This window comes from Paraburkholderia sp. GAS448, from assembly GCF_050435685.1.
GTDB lineage: Bacteria > Pseudomonadota > Gammaproteobacteria > Burkholderiales > Burkholderiaceae > Paraburkholderia.
This window is the reverse complement of record NZ_JBNDKT010000004.1, coordinates 101,764-116,781: the sequence shown is the minus strand read 5'-3', so window position 1 is coordinate 116,781 and position 15,018 is coordinate 101,764. Positions and strand designations below refer to the sequence as shown.

General features: G+C 61.8%; 14 protein-coding genes and 1 pseudogene. 11 read left to right on the top strand and 4 right to left on the bottom strand.

Features of this window, described 5'->3' with window-relative positions:
* Positions 1–40 precede the first annotated feature (40 nt).
* Positions 41–1,549 (bottom strand): aldehyde dehydrogenase family protein, encoded by a 1,509-nt coding sequence (locus tag P3T23_RS09330; protein WP_429315891.1) that lies wholly within the window; start codon positions 1,547–1,549, stop codon positions 41–43.
* Between the two features lie 500 nt (positions 1,550–2,049).
* On the opposite strand from P3T23_RS09330, the gene P3T23_RS09325 reads away from it, so the two are divergent.
* Positions 2,050–3,060: a LacI family DNA-binding transcriptional regulator gene (locus P3T23_RS09325; protein WP_429316220.1), complete on the top strand. Its 1,011-nt coding sequence runs from the start codon at positions 2,050–2,052 to the stop codon at positions 3,058–3,060.
* Between the two features lie 10 nt (positions 3,061–3,070).
* Here P3T23_RS09325 and P3T23_RS09320 read toward each other — a convergent pair whose 3' ends face one another.
* Entirely contained in the window at positions 3,071–3,988 is a 918-nt protein-coding gene (locus tag P3T23_RS09320) for a LysR substrate-binding domain-containing protein (RefSeq protein WP_429315890.1), read from the bottom strand.
* Positions 3,989–4,181: 193 nt separating this feature from the next.
* Here P3T23_RS09320 and P3T23_RS09315 point away from each other — a divergent pair, with 193 nt between their 5' ends.
* The 10 genes and pseudogenes from P3T23_RS09315 (at position 4,182) to P3T23_RS09270 (ending at position 11,848) form a co-directional block, all read left to right on the top strand.
* Positions 4,182–4,913 carry an isochorismatase family protein gene (locus tag P3T23_RS09315; RefSeq protein ID WP_429315889.1) on the top strand — a complete coding sequence of 244 codons (732 nt, stop codon included), beginning with the start codon at positions 4,182–4,184 and terminating at the stop codon, positions 4,911–4,913.
* Between the two features lie 118 nt (positions 4,914–5,031).
* Positions 5,032–5,922 carry a pirin family protein gene (locus P3T23_RS09310; RefSeq protein ID WP_429315888.1) on the top strand — a complete coding sequence of 297 codons (891 nt, stop codon included), beginning with the start codon at positions 5,032–5,034 and terminating at the stop codon, positions 5,920–5,922.
* 167 nt (positions 5,923–6,089) lie between these two features.
* A complete protein-coding gene (locus P3T23_RS09305) occupies positions 6,090–7,073 on the top strand; it encodes a fumarylacetoacetate hydrolase family protein (protein WP_429315887.1) in 984 nt (327 codons plus the stop codon).
* Between the two features lie 38 nt (positions 7,074–7,111).
* Complete coding sequence (locus tag P3T23_RS09300) at positions 7,112–7,765, top strand: VOC family protein (protein ID WP_429315886.1); 654 nt, start codon at positions 7,112–7,114, stop codon at positions 7,763–7,765.
* The gene (locus P3T23_RS09295) at positions 7,737–8,363 is read left to right on the top strand and encodes an isochorismatase family protein (RefSeq protein WP_429315885.1); all 627 of its coding nucleotides are present in this window, start codon (positions 7,737–7,739) and stop codon (positions 8,361–8,363) included. The genes P3T23_RS09300 and P3T23_RS09295 overlap by 29 nt, the downstream gene beginning before the upstream one ends.
* A 528-nt stretch (positions 8,364–8,891) precedes the next feature.
* A pseudogene (locus P3T23_RS09290) lies at positions 8,892–9,323 on the top strand (transposase); the annotation flags it as partial.
* Positions 9,324–9,686: 363 nt separating this feature from the next.
* The gene (locus P3T23_RS09285) at positions 9,687–10,055 is read left to right on the top strand and encodes a nuclear transport factor 2 family protein (protein WP_429315884.1); all 369 of its coding nucleotides are present in this window, start codon (positions 9,687–9,689) and stop codon (positions 10,053–10,055) included.
* A gap of 247 nt (positions 10,056–10,302) precedes the next feature.
* Positions 10,303–10,764, top strand: coding sequence for an RbsD/FucU family protein (locus P3T23_RS09280; protein ID WP_429315883.1), 462 nt, complete (start codon positions 10,303–10,305; stop codon positions 10,762–10,764).
* Positions 10,765–11,025: 261 nt separating this feature from the next.
* Positions 11,026–11,460 (top strand): DoxX family protein, encoded by a 435-nt coding sequence (locus P3T23_RS09275; protein WP_429315882.1) that lies wholly within the window; start codon positions 11,026–11,028, stop codon positions 11,458–11,460.
* A 115-nt stretch (positions 11,461–11,575) separates the two neighbouring features.
* Positions 11,576–11,848 (top strand): hypothetical protein, encoded by a 273-nt coding sequence (locus P3T23_RS09270; RefSeq protein WP_429315881.1) that lies wholly within the window; start codon positions 11,576–11,578, stop codon positions 11,846–11,848.
* A gap of 81 nt (positions 11,849–11,929) precedes the next feature.
* Here P3T23_RS09270 and P3T23_RS09265 read toward each other — a convergent pair whose 3' ends face one another.
* Positions 11,930–13,390 (bottom strand): MFS transporter, encoded by a 1,461-nt coding sequence (locus P3T23_RS09265; protein WP_429315880.1) that lies wholly within the window; start codon positions 13,388–13,390, stop codon positions 11,930–11,932.
* A gap of 208 nt (positions 13,391–13,598) precedes the next feature.
* Positions 13,599–14,900 carry an MFS transporter gene (locus P3T23_RS09260; protein WP_429315879.1) on the bottom strand — a complete coding sequence of 434 codons (1,302 nt, stop codon included), beginning with the start codon at positions 14,898–14,900 and terminating at the stop codon, positions 13,599–13,601.
* Between the last annotated feature and the right edge of the window lie 118 nt (positions 14,901–15,018).

Here is a 15,018-nt window from a genome sequence, read left to right as displayed (position 1 = left end):
ACCTACCTTCCGCACTATCGGTTTTCCGCTCGCGTACTACTTAGTCTTTCGGCGGCCACGTCGGGATCGGTGTCTTTCCGGACGGGAAACGGACATTCTTCGAGCGTACGAATTCCTTGAGCGTTTCGGTCGCGTTTTCGCGGCCGAAACCGCTGCCTTTCACGCCGCCGAACGGCGAGCCGAGGAACGCCCGGCGCATGTAGTTATTGACGAAAATCATCCCGGCTTCGAGGCGCGGCGCGAGCTTCCACGCGCGATTCTCGTCGGTCGTGACAATCGCTGCGGTCAGCCCGTAGGCTGTGCCATTCGCGATCTCGACAGCTTCGTCCTCGGTCTTGAAACGCATCAGGCACGCTACCGGCCCGAAGATCTCTTCCTGGGCGACAGTCATCGTCGGCACGATGTCGGCGAGCACGGTGGGCGGTACCCAGAAGCCGCGCTGGTATTGCGGGTCGGTCGGCGGCTTGCCTTGTGTCACGAGCCGCGCGCCTTCGCGCATCGCAATGTCGATGTATCCCATCACGCGGTCGCGCTGCTTGCCGTCGACCATCGGACCGATGTCCGTTTTCGGATCCAGTCCGTTGCCGACCACGAGCTTCTCTGTCGCACGCGCAAATTTCTCTTCGAACTCGGCGTAGCGGGATTCGTGGACGAGAATCCGTGCCGTCGACGTGCATGCTTCCCCTTGGTTATAGAACATCCCTTCGAGGGCGACGTTCAGGGCCACCTCCATGTCCGCGTCTTCCAGAATGAGGAGGGCGTTCTTGCCGCCGAGTTCCATGGTCGCGTAGGTGATGTTCTCTGAGGCGCTCTGTAGAACGCGGCGGCCCGTTGCGGTTGCGCCGGTAAAACTGATGCGTTCGACCTTGGGATGCGACGCCAGCGCGGGGCCGGCCTTGATGCCCGGGACAACGTTCAGAACACCGGGTGGAAGAATCTGATTGGCCAGTTCAACCAGTCGCATGACGGTCAGGGGCGCCTGTTCGCCTGGTTTCACGATGACGGTATTTCCTGCGGCCAGTGCCGGCGCGGACTTCTTTGCGAAGTGAATCGGCGGCCAGTTGAACGGCAGGATAGCCGCGACCACGCCATACGGCTCGAACAGCACGCGCGCCTCGATCGCACCTTGATCGAGGATTTCGCCATGGAGCGTATCGGCGAGACCGGCGAAATAGTCGAAGCAGGCATGACAGTAAGAGACGTCGAAGCGAAGTGCGTCGCGCTTCGGTTTGCCGACTTCGCGAGCCTCGAGTTCGGCGAGTTCATCGGCGTGCTCGCGAATCTTCGCGGCAACCTGATGCAGTAACTGGGTGCGCTCGCGAGGCGAGCGTTGGCGCCAGTCGTTTTCGTACGCTTGCCGCGAATCCGCGACGACCCGGTCTACGAGCCCTTCGTCCGCGGACACCACGCGTCCCAGCGGATTCGCGGTCGCGGCTTCCTCGACCGTAAAGAACTCTTGTTCACGGTCAGCCTCGACGACCATGCCGCCAAGGATGGCGCCCCAGTATGGGCGATTCAGGTTTGATCTATCCAGCGAAGTTTCAGCCATTTGGCCTTCTCCTTACAATCGATTGCAGAATTTGAAACGCGCAGCGACTCGTGGGCTGCAGTAAGCAGGTGCAACAGGGTCGTTAGCGCAGATAGCCATTTACTGCCGGGGTTTGAGCGGCATGGCGTCTGCCTGGAATCCGGCTGAACGGCGCGCGGCGGATGTATCGCTGTCGGCTTCTGGATTCAATGTACTGCAATCGATTGCAGAATGCAAGCCGGAAAAATGAGTTCCATGGCGGCCGGTGTGACGGTCAAGGCCAACTCGCCTCCGCTGATTGCGTCGCGGCGGGCGGCAGCCCCCTGTATTTCTGGAGATACAGTCCGGCGACCCACCCTCAGGTGGTTTCCCTATTCGGGTACGATTGATACAATCGATTGTAGCGAAGTGCGTACCTGGCCCTTCCCGTCGGCACGGCCCGACCCCATTCCAGACTGAACCCAAGCAGGCTTGTCGTGAAAGAGAAAGCAACCCAACCTGCCAATCGGCGGCCGGTCACCATGAAGCAGGTCGCGGAACTCGCCGGGGTCCACGCTTCAACGGTGTCGCGCGCATTGAATCCTGCGACGCGTTCTGTGGTCGTGCCCGATCTCGTGGCTCGCGTCATGAAGGCCGCCAACAAGCTCGGGTACCGTCTGGATCCCGTGGCGGCGAGCCTGCGAACCGGGCGCTCCAAACTTGTTGGCATTCTGGTTCCACAGATCGCAACGAGTGTCTTTACCCCAATCCTTGCGGGTGCGACGGAGCGTCTTGCAGCACATGGGTACTTCTCGATCATCGGGTACCTCGATACCGACACTGAGGCCCAACTGGAATTTGCCCACGGCCTCATCGCGCGGCGAGTCGACGGGCTTATCCTCGCCACGGCCACTCGTCACGATCCGCTGGCATCGTTTTGCATCGAGAGAGGTGTGCCCACGGTGCTCGTGAACCGGGCGGAAGACGAGGCGAGATTGTCAGCTGTCGTTTCCGATGAACTGCTTGGCGCCCAATTGGCCGTTGATCACCTGGTGGAATTGAAGCACGTGAAGATCGGCCATATTGCGGGTCCCGAGGACAACTCGACAGGCTTCCTGAGGCGCAAAGGCTTCGTGCAGGCGCTCGCATCACACGGGCTGGACGGCAATCGTGCGCCGTGCGAGGTGGCCGCTTCCTATACTCGGGAAGACGGGCTGGAAGCCATGCGGCGCTTGCTAAGCGCACACCCGGAAGTGACTGCGGTCGTCGCGGCGAACGATTCGCTTGCGCTGGGCGTGTACGACGCGTTGCGCGAAAAGGGGCTGCCATGCCCTCGCTACATGTCCGTGGTCGGGCACAACGATATGCCGCTTGTGGACATGGTCGAACCGCCTTTAACGACCATCCGCATCAGCCATGAGGAGATGGGGCGCCAGGTGGCCGATCTTCTCCAGCAGGCAATCGAGGTTCGCGAGCAACCGGTGCGTAAGGTCGTGCTGCCTCCCAAACTGATCGTCAGAGGATCGACTGCTGCGCCACGCAAGGGAAAGTGACGCGAGCGCATTAACCCATGAGGGGCGGCAATTCGTCCCTCAGGAAGTCGACCAGCGCGCGTACCGCCGGCATCATGCCGCGGCGCGTCGGGAACAGCACCGCCAATCGTCCCTCCCGCGGGCGCCACTCCGGCAGTACGACGCGCAAAGTCCCCATTTCGATCTCACGCGCGCATGCATAGAGAGGCAGGCTCGCGATGCCCATACCCGCCAATGCGGCCTCCTTCAGCGCGGCGACATTGTCGCTCTGCAGGCGGGGTTGAATGGTCCGTACGGCAACATCGCCATGAGCGCCGAACAGGCGCAGTACGGTGGCCTGCTCATTGATCGACGCATAGATCAACAGATCGCCGTGGGGTAGCGCGTCCGGCTCATCAATCGTCCCCGTCTGCGCCAGATACACGGGGCTCGCCACCAACCCCCAGCGCGCCGTGCACAGCGGGGTCTGGACGAGGCTCGAAGACTCCACTTCAAAACCCAGGCCCCGTACCACCACATCGACATGTTCTTCGACAAGATCAATTTGCCGGTGACTCGCCTCGATTGCCAGCCGGACCTTGGGGTAGCGCAGCATGAAACGGGGCAGCAATCTGGCCAGCACGATGTCTGTGATCGCCACGGGCATGCTGGCCCGCACGAGACCTGTGGGCTCGGCAGTCCGGCGCCGAACGGCCTCTTCACCAGCCTGTGCCTCGGAAATCATGGCTCGGCAATGCGCGTAAAGGTCCTGGCCGGCGTCGGTCAAGCTGAGCCGGCGTGAGGTTCGGTGAAGGAGCCGAACGCCGAGGTTGGCTTCCAGATCGGTGATCCGCCTGGAAATGTGGGATTTGCTAACGCCGAGCACCTCCCCCGCGGCGGTAAAGCCGTGATGCTCGATCACCTGAGCAAAAAGATAGAGGTCGTTCAGGTCAAGAGATACGGGGTTCATCCGGCGTCCAGGTGTTCTTGAGTTGGCTTGCCTATCGTTTCCAGTGTGCAACGATAGGTTTAGAAATACCATATTTATCGTTTGTCGTTGCGTATATATGATTCATCTCAACCGGGGCGGATGTGCACCGGACAGTCAGGCGAAGGCGCCCATAGGCCGATGCCTTATCCCAATGCCAACGTTCATCAAGATCATGAAAACCCTTCCTTTCCTGAAAGCTGCAGTTCTCGCCATGGCGGTCGTTGCCACTTCCGCTGCTACTACGGCCGAGGCGGCCGGCACAGCGCCTGCGACAAACGCGGTCGCGCCTTCGGGTGCGCCGTATTCGTTGCTGTCGCGAGACAACACCGTGCTGCTGCTGGTTGACCACCAGGTTGGCCTGTTCACCGGCGTGCGCGACATCGACGTCGGTCAACTCAAGCACAACGTGGTGGCGCTCGCCAAAGCCGCGAAGGCGCTCGGCATCCCCGTCATCGTTACCGCCACGATGCCCGACGGCATGTGGGGCCCGACGATCCCGGAGTTGACTGCCGCGCTTCCCGGTGTCCCGGTGATCAGCCGGACTTCGATCAACGCCTGGGACGATCCGAATGTCCGGGCAGCCATCCAGAAGACGGGCCGCAAGCAGATTCTGATTGCCGGAGTTTCGCTGGAAGTCTGCGCCACGTTCCCTGCCCTGACGCTCAAGGCCGCTGGCTACGACCCCCGTGTGGTGCTCGACGCGTCGGGTACGTTTAGCGAGACCAAGCGTACGGTGGGGCTGCAACGCCTGGCGGGTGCCGGCATCCCGGTTACCGACTACGCTACCGCCGGTGTGGAAATGCGGCACGGCAACACCGATCCGAAGGCCCAGGAAGTGTATGCCGATCTCGACATGCCGTTCGCCACCCTCGTGTGGCAGATGAAGAACGCGCCCAGCAAGTAAGGCGGCAACCCGACTCGGCGAGGGCGTCTCGCGTCCTCGTCCGGACAGTCGCGAAGCCATCCTTGCGTGCGCGCCCGGATGGCTTCGAGGCTGAAATGCGGTATGACGGAGGATCACCATGAGCAAATTCGTGCGTATGTCGCACATCGTCGCCGGTCACGACATGAGCATTGGCGAAGCGTTTTGGGCAAAGCATTTCGGCGAGCAGGCATTTGGCGGATTGATGGATCCCGTCGTCATGCTCGATCATTTTCATATGACCGGTCCGACGTTTTCGCCGCATCCACATGCGGGAATTTCGGCGGTGACCTATGTGTTCGAAGATGCAACAGGCGCACACGTCAATTACGACTCGCTGGGCAACCACGATCCCATCAATCCGGGTGCGTTGCATTGGTTTGCCGCCGGCCGCGGGGCGGTGCATACCGAGCAGCCTGAGGGCGAGGGGCAGCACGTTCACGCGCTGCAGATCTTCGTGAATCTTCCGGCCAGCAAGAAATTTGACGCGCCTTATGCCGTTCATGTGGAACCGCATGAGATCCCGGAGTTCAAGGCTCCAGGTGTTCGTGTGCGTGTGGTTTCGGGCAGCAGCAATGGCGTCAGCAACCCTCACTCCGTACGACTGCCTGAACCATTCACGTTGCTGGACGCCTTCCTTTCGCGTTCATCTGCATTCAGCCATGAGCTATTGCGCGGCTGGAACGGGATGATTTACGCGGTCGCGGGAGCACTACGGATAGAAATCGGGGGCAAGGTGCGGCATCTGATGGCCGGCGACGCAGTGAGTGTGGCTTTGGATAAGGACGTTGCAGAGAGCACGGCAACGGTCCGTTTCGTCTCTGACGAAGATTGCCACTTCGTCGTTCTTTCCGGTCCGGCGTTGAACGAACCGATTGCCAAACACGGGCCAATCGTCATGAACACTCGCGAGCAACTCGAAGATCGGATCAGCGCTTTCCAGAACGGCGAATTCGGACAGATCGTGATGCCGCAACCTGTCGAGCAGTGATTCTTCGCAATCCATGGCGTCTCAGACTACGAAACGGCCGTCCGACACGCCACGGTGTGGTTCGTGTTCAGTAGGTGGAAATTGACGATGACGCTTCCGGCGCCGCGCCTAAGATCAAACGCAGGAAATCGCGTTGATGAAACTTGGGATTGGGAGCTTGAAGAGATATGAAACTGGCGTCATTGCGTTCCGGGCGGGACGGCGAATTGGTAGTGGTGAGTCGGGACTTGCGATATATCGTGCGTGCAGGTTCGGTTGCACGTACTTTGCAGGTTGCTCTCGACGATTGGGAGGCGACAGCTCCCAGGCTCGAAGCGATATATACGGCGCTCAACGCCGGGAAAGCGCAAGGCGCCTTGCCTATCGAGTGGAGCGAAGTTGGCCCGCCTTTGCCGCGTGCCTATCAATACCTTGACGGTGCCGCCTATGTAAGCCACATCAAGCGCAACCGTGCTGCTCGCGGGGAGGCGCTTCCGGATGATCTGATGGAGAAGCCGCTGGTCTATCAAGGGACATCGCATGGCTTTTTCGGCTGGGACGACGACATTCCACTGCCCTCCGATGCGTTAGGTATTGATTTCGAAGCGGAGATCGCTGCAGTGACCGGGGACGTTCCGATGGGCGTGAGTCCGCAGGAAGCGTGTTCCTACATCCGGCTCTTCGTGCTGCTCAATGACGTGTCGTTGAGCGCGCTGCTTCCCGGCGAGTTGAAGCGCACGTTCGGCTTCCGGACGGGTAAGCCCGCATCGAGCCTCGGCCCAATTGCCGTGACACCCGACGAACTGGGCGAGCTTTGGCACGATGGGCTCGTGGGAGGGCAGATGCTGTGCTCGTTGCGCGGTGAAACCGTTGGCCGCATCGATACCGGTGTGGACACGCCGTTTCACTACGGCGATCTGATCGCCCACGTTGCTCAAACGCGGGCGTTCGAGCCGGGCACTATTGTCGGACTTGGCACCGTATCGAACGAGGATGAGTCGGCCGGGTGCGGCTGCATTGGTGAGATCCGGGCGCTCGAGACATTGCGCGACGGCAAGGCATCGACGCCTTTCTTCAGCTTCGGCGAGCGCGTGCGCATTGAGCATGTGGGTCACGACGGTCAGTCTGTCTTCGGCTATATCGACCAGCGGTTCGTGCCGGCGACACGGTAGGGTTCGGCCGGGTTGCTTGCCTTAAAGGAGAATATACGATGCTTTGCAAGGGTTTGCATCACGCAGCGTTTCGGCGCCGGGACGCACGTGAGACAGTCGACTTCTACACGGAAGTGCTAGGCCTGAAGTTTATCCATGCAATGGGCGAGGATCACGTGCCCTCGACGGGCGCCTATAGCCCACACGTTCATATCTTCTTCGAAATGGAAGATGGCGCCTGCATCGCGTTCTTCGAGTTGCCGGCCGATGAGGGGGAGCAGTCAGGCAGAGATCCTGGAACACCGGACTGGGTGCAGCATTTTGCCTTTCGCGTGGCGGACAAGGAAACCGTCGAGCGAGCGAGAGAATCGCTGCTTGCACGAGGTATCCCGGTTGTAGGCCCGACCAATCATGACGATTTCCTGTACTCGATCTACTTTTTCGATCCGTCCGGGCACCGCCTCGAGTTGACTGCCGTGACTGCCACGGCGAAGCAGGACGCCCAATTCCGCAAGGAGGCTATGGATGTCCTGCGTCTGTGGGAAAAGACGCACTACTGGTCGCAGCGCGCGACATTGTTTGGCGGCGCGGCAGGTTATCGGCGCGAAAGGGCCGATCAGTATATGACGAGCAGGTTTTGCATCGGCAACAAACCGAACTACCTCACTGAAAGGAGACACAGCCATGAACGCCAATTCCTCGCCGTTTCTTGAACGCCTGACCCGTGACAATGCGGTACTGCTGCTCGTCGATCACCAGGTCGGACTGTACAGCGGCGTACGCGACATCGACACTCTACAGCTCATGCACAACGTCGTTGGACTGGCCAAGGCGGCGCTTGCGCTCAAGGTGCCGGTGATTGTCACGACCACCACGGAACAGATGTGGGGCCCAATGATTCCGGAGTTGACCGAGGCGCTTCCCGGCATCCAGCGCATCGAGCGTACGACGGTGAACGCCTGGGACGAACCGCGCGTGGTCGAGGCGGTGAAAGCCACGGGGCGCAGGAAGCTGATCGTCACCGGCATTTCCACCGACGTTTGTCTCGCGTTCCCGGCGATCTCCGCCATCGCGGATGGTTATTCGAGCTATGCGGTCATCGACGCATCGGGCGGTTTTAGTCAGACGCAGGTCGACATGGGCATTCGCCGCATGCAGCAGGCGGGCGTGATTCCGGTCGGCTACTCGAACGTTGCGGTCGAAATGCTTGCTGACAACGCGGCGCCGGAGGCGCAAGCTGTCTATGCCGCATTGGGCATCCCCTTTGCCGGACTGGTCTACGGTTTGAAGCAATTTTTTGCGAATAAATAATCAATATATACCGGGGGATCGTCGTGAGGTTCGACGTTTTCCCCATTGGGGGCGGTTAAGCTGGTGCTGTGCTGGCCAACCGCCTCAGTGCAGACCCGAGTCGCCGCGTTGTTCTGCTCGAAGTACCTACTCGAAGTCGAGAACCTCGACAGATGAATCGAACTGCGTGCATTACCCGAACGCGCGGCACGATCCTGTGACCTTCGCGGTGCCGACGTACTGCGATCTGCCCGATACGCAGAGCGGGCTCCTTCCGGCGGCGCGTCCATGGACAGTTCAGACAAGGTCTGACATTGGGCAGAGGAAATGTGTACGCGCATAGCGCCGACCGCACAGCGTGAAGTTTCATGCCGATGTGGAACCAGTCGAGAATCCGCGGTGCGACGCAAGGCTCCACTGACGTTACTGGCGATCGCATAGCCTGGGCACGATCTGTGACCACGTCAACCATTGTGGACCGAACCCAACCACGCTGGTCGAGTGCGGCAGCGACCAGCACGCGTGTCAGGAGGGCGCTGGAGTGCGCACGCGAATCGTGGAGCCGCTATCCCGTCACATTTGACGCGGCCCGCGATAACTTCAAACTTGCACACATCCTCCTGCGGAACCGCGGTGACCACGGTGCCGTCGCTGATTGCCGACGTGCCGGAACTGGGCAAGCTGACGCGGTGTGAGGTCAGTGCGCTGATCGGTGTGGCGCCCTTCAACCGCGACTCAGGAGCGTCTCGTGGCAAACGAATGATCTTCGGCGGACGTGCTGCCGTCAGACGCATGCTGTACATGGTGACGTTAGCGGCTGTTCGCTTCAACCCCGTGATGGGGACCTTCTATCATCGGCTCGTCGCCACCGGTAGGCCAAACAAGCTTGTTTTGGTTGCCTGTATGCGGAAGCTGCTTACGATTCTCAACGCAATCGCAAAAACAGGAAAGCCGTGGGATGAAACCATCCGCACGGCTTGACTGGTAAGACAGTTGCTCATTAGCCGTCGCCAACACCGTCACGTGACAACGCCCTCCGCACAGCACTTACAACAAGAGGCGAGACAACCCCTCGTCTGGAATCGCGTTGTAAACCGTTGATTTTATTTGGTATCGCTTGTGCATTTCAGTAGCTACCCGCACAAGTCAAAATACCAGCTCTCTTTCATAAAAACAGTCACTTATCTCGATTTATGAAACTTACCTCTGACGTAATCGACGACCGCAGACGCTTCGCCGAACCTTCAGTCCGTGCCCTGCCGCGGCGTTCTTCCTGCCGGGCCCTGGGCCGCAAAGCCGGGTTCACCTGTCCGCCTTAACCTGATCCGATTGAAGGAGTCCGTGATGAATACGCATACCGATCTTGTCGACCGCTACTTCGACACCTGGAACGAAACCGACCCCGCGCGCCGTCGCGAGCTGATCGCTGCGACCTGGACGACCGACGCCGTCTATGTCGATCCGCTGCTTGCGGGCAACGGCCACGACGGCATCGACGCGATGATCCGCGCGGTCCACGAACGTTTCCCGGGGCACACGTTCCATCGTTCGTCGGAAGTCGATGGCTTCGCGAATAACCTGCGGTTTTCCTGGGCGCTGGAGACGCCGCAAGGCATCCCCGTCGTGAAGGGCTCTGATTTCGGCGTCGTTGACGCAGGTGGCCGGTTGCGCGCCGTCACGGGTTTTCTGGATGCAGTGCCGGGCGAAGCCTGAGCCCGCGAGAGCGGCAACGTCTCTGTGTTGAAGGCTTGCGCCGGAACGCCGGCGTACGCCTTCGACCAGCCGTTCGGTTTCGCGATGATGGGCCGCGCGGCGAAGCGCCTTGCGGCCCGTTCGCGCTGTGCAGTGAGTCATCTGTTTTGATGCAAGCCTGTGCAGGCGGCGCATATGCGGTTACCTTACGCAGGCGGACCGACTGCCGAAGACGGGCTGCGTGCCAACCGACCATGAAGGAGATCACGTGCTGAAGAATCTGGACCCGCTGCTGAATGCCGATGTGCTGTACGCGCTGCGCGCGATGGGCCACGGTGACGAACTGGTCATCTGCGACGCTAATTTCCCGTCCGACTCCGTTGCGCGCGCAACCGTGACCGGCAAGCCGCTGCGCCTCGACGGCGTCGATTCGGCGCGGGCGATTCGCGCCGTGCTGTCTGTGTTGCCGCTCGACACCTTTGTCGACCACCCGGCCCTGCGTATGGAAGTGGTCGGCGAGCCGGATACGATTCCCGCCGTGCAGCGTGAGGCGCAGGCGGAAGTGAATGCGGCTGAAGGCCGCGACGTGCCGTTTGCGTCGATCGAGCGCTTTGCCTTCTACGAACGTGCGCGCAGCGCGTATTGCGTGATCGTGACGGGCGAACAGCGCGGTTACGGGTGCTTCGTGTTCAAGAAAGGCGTGCTGCTCGCACCTGACGCCCCGAGGTAAGCTGTTTCTTGAGGAGGCGCCGCGCCCACCATGCGAGCGACCTCGATGCGATGAAAGGAATATGACAAGTTGGCGTCCACGCAGCAAGCCGGACCCGGATCGCCGCACGACGTTCTGACTGCCGCTGCGGCGCCTCACCCGGGCCGGGCGACGCGTCTTTTCGCTTGGAAAACCTGGGTAATGCACATATTCTGACGACAGCGTCCGGGAACTGTCAGTAATCCGCCCGGTCTTCTGCATATTCTTCACAGGAGCCCTCTCATGACGCGTCCCGTCGATTCCGGCGTAATCTTCATCGCACGTATTGCCCTCGCGGTGCTGTTTCTGTGGGGTGGCGTGATGAAGCTGCTTGGCTACGCCGGCTTCGTCGGATATCTGCACTCGAAGGGCGTGCCATTCGTGCAGGTCGCGGCGCCCATTGCCGTCGCTGTCGAAACGCTCGGGGGGGTGTTCCTCGTACTCGGCTTCAAGATCCGGCCGCTCGGGCTCATCATGGCCGTGTACACGGTCGCAACCGCCGTGCTGGGTCACGATTTCTGGAACATCGCCGATGCGTCCGTCCAGCATGACATGCTCATTCACTTCTGGAAGAACATCGGCATTGCCGGCGGTTTCCTGCTGCTTTGCGTGACGGGCGCGGGCCGCATCAGCGTCGACGGCGCGCGTGCGCCGCGTGGCGGATTGAGTGGTTTGTGAACTTGCGGGCTCATTGGCGGACGAAACAGGATGGTGGCGACGCGCCTCGTTTGCGCGCGCTGTTTCTGCAAAGTTTCCCGTGTTCGGGGTTGCATATCGATGCAGGGAGCAGACCATGATTCAGGGCTTTGACCAGACGATCGGCGGCAAGGTGATGCAGTTTTGCGCGAGCCTCGGCGAAGGGCCGACCCCGCATCGCGTCATCATCAGCCAGGCCGATTCGGCGAAAACACTCGTCATTCTCGATGCCTCCGGGCTGATCGGCGCCATCAAGGCGGAAATCGAAGAGCCCGAAAAGCTTCTCGAAAACGCCATTCGCAAGGTGCAGGAAGAAGGACTCGTGGAGCGCGCGCTCGATACGGGCCAGATTCAGGAAACCAGTCTGTAACGCGATATCAGGAAGATAAAGCCCACGGTGCAGTCGCATCGTGGGCTTTGTCTTATCTGCGCCCGCGCGGGCAGGCGGCCTTCAGCCGGCATTGCTCTGGCGGTTGGGCGAAGGGGGGGCTGCCCCGTCCGGTCTGCGCGCATGGGGCTCGGGATGCACGAGGCAGCCGAGCACCACGCCGGTCAGCAGCAGGCCGACGCAGATCGCCGTCGATCCATGCAGTCCCGCGACGATGTTCGTCGCTTCGGCCCCGCTCGCGAGCGCTCCAAACGTCGCCACGCCGATTGCGCCGCCAGCCTGGCGTGCCGTATTCAGCACGGCGGAGGCGGTGGCTGCGCGGCGCGGCGCGACGGTAGCGAGGACGGCTGTCGTCATGGCCGGCACGGCGAGTCCCATGCCTGAGGGAATCAGCAGGAACGGCACGAGTATCGCGACAAGCGGCGTCGACGCATCGATGAAATGCAGCAGACCGTACCCAAGCGCCGCGATCATTGCGCCGACGATCATTGGTACGCGCACACCGAACCGGCCGACCACCCAGCCGCTGACCACGTTCGAGACGAGGAACCCGCCAGTCAGCGGCAGGAACGCCAGGCCGGCCTGGAGCGGTGTGTCGCCGCGCACACGTTGCAGGTACAGGCTCAGCACGAACACCATGCCGTAGTAGGTCAGATTCACGCAGATGCCGAACAGCACGGCAGCACTGAACGTGCGATTGCCGAACAGCGCCAGTGGCAGCATGGGTTCGCGCACGCGCGCCTCGACCGCGATGAAGGCCGCACCGGCGACGAGCGCCAGCATGAATGCGCCTGCCACGAGCGGGTGGGCGAGACCCAGCGGCCGCCATTCGATGACCGCGGTGGTGAACGCCGTGAGTGTCACGACCGCGAGCAACTGACCCGGCAGATCGATCCCGCGTGAACGCTGCTGTGCTACCTGCTGCGATGAGGGCGGGGTTGCGGCGCGCGGTATCCAGGCCCAGGTCGCAAAGAGACCGGCGGCACACAACGGCAGATTCACGAGAAAGATGCTGCGCCAGCCTAATGCGGCGATCAGCAGGCCGCCGATCACGGGGCCCGCCGCAATCGAGATCGCGCCGGCCGCGGTCCAGAGTCCAACGGCGCGCGCGCGCAACTTCGGATCGTGGCGGCATGCCTGATTGAGGAGTGCGAGCGAGTTCGGCAGCATGGCGGCGGCGCCCACGCCCTGGAGCGCGCGGGCGACCACCAGCATCGGTGCGTTCACCGACAGCCCACAGGCGAGCGAGGCCAGTGCGAACAGCGTCATGCCGGCTGCGTACGCGCGGCGCGCGCCGAGCCGGTCGCCGAGCACGCCGAAAGACAACATCAGGACCGCGAACGCGAGCGTGTAGGCATCGACGATCCATTGCAAACCGGCGACGCTCGCGTGCAGATCGGCGCCGAGGTTGGCGAGCGCGATGTTGACGATGGTGACGTCGAGCTGCGTGACGACGAAGCCGACGCTGACCGTTGCGACGATGCGGGCGAGCGCGGGTGTAAAGGAGGCTCTGGATGAGTTCATGGGACATAGCCTGAACCTGTCCATGGCGGGATGTTTCGGAACGGCGTGAAGTGTCGATGTCGTCCGTGAACGTGCCCGGAAAGCAGAACGGCGCACCGGGAGGTGCGCCGTCGTGGGCCTGCCGCACGTGCCGCAGCCGGTGAGGGCGGCGCGCCGGGTCAGTAGATCACGTGATGTTGCGTTACCGGTTCAGCCTTTTCGAACGAATTCAGCGCGACGACGCAGCATCCTTGATGAACAGCGTCGTCAGTGCGCCGACGACGCACAGTGCGCCGACATACAGCGCCGGCGCCATCGGATTCGACTTCATCATTAGCGACACGACAACCGGCGTCAAGCCGCCGAAGATCGCATAGGCGACGTTGTACGAGAACGAGATGCCGGAGAAGCGCACGACCGGCGGAAACGCCTTGACCATCACGAACGGGATCGCCCCGATCACGCCGACGAAGAAACCGCTGACTGCGTAGAGCGGTACGAGCGACGAGGTATCGACAGCGAGTTGCTGCATCATCGCGTAGTAGGACACGGCGAGCGCCAGGCCGCCGACGAAGATCGTGCGGCCTGCGCCGACGCGTCCGGCGATCGAGCCGGCGGTGACACAGCCGATCGTCAGGCAGAGCGTCGCTACGCAGTTTGCAAGCAGCGCGGTAGCCGGGTCGATGTGAAACTGCTTTTGCAGCAACGTCGGCGTCATCAGGATCACGACGACGATAGCCGCCGACAGCATCCACGTCAGCAGCATCGATACGATGACCGCGCGGCCGTGGTCGCGCAGCACGGCTTTCAGCGGGATCTCCGCTGCCAGCGACTTGCGCTGCTTCAGTTCGGCGAACACCGGCGTTTCGTGCAGCCAGCGGCGCAGATAGACCGAAAAGAGCCCGAACACGCCGCCGACCAGGAACGGGATACGCCACGCGTAGCCGGCAATTTCCGCGGGGGCGAAATGACGGTTGACCGCCGCCGCAATCAGCGAGCCGAGCAGGATGCCGGCCGTCAGACCCGCGGTGAGCGTGCCGCACGCATAGCCGACGTGATGCTGCGGTACGTGCTCGGAGACGAACACCCATGCGCCCGGCACTTCGCCGCCGACCGCCGCGCCCTGCAGCACACGCAACACCAGCAGCAGCACCGGCGCGAGCACGCCGATGCTCGTGTAGGTGGGCAACAGGCCCATCATCAGCGTCGGCACCGACATCAGCAGCACGCTCAGCGTGAACATGCGCTTGCGGCCGAACAGGTCGCCGAAGTGCGCCATGATGATGCCGCCGAGCGGGCGCGCCAGGTAGCCCGCCGCGAAAATGCCGAAGGTTTGCAACTGGCGCAGCCAGTCGGGCATCGAGGCGGGGAAGAACAGCTGTCCGATCGCCGGAGCGAAGAACACGAAGATGATGAAGTCGTAGAACTCGAGTGCGCCACCGAGTGCCGCGAGTCCCAGCGTTTTGTAGTCGCTGCCCTTGAGGGCGCGTGTCGTGACGGGTTGTGCCCTACCCAGATCCGTAGCTTGCATTGCGATGTGTTTTTTTTGGATTGAACGCCACGCGTAGCGCGTGGATACCGGCCGTCGTCGGACGAGAAGTGCGGGGCGCTGGGTAGAGCACGGAACACGAGGCACGGCCGCCCGGATA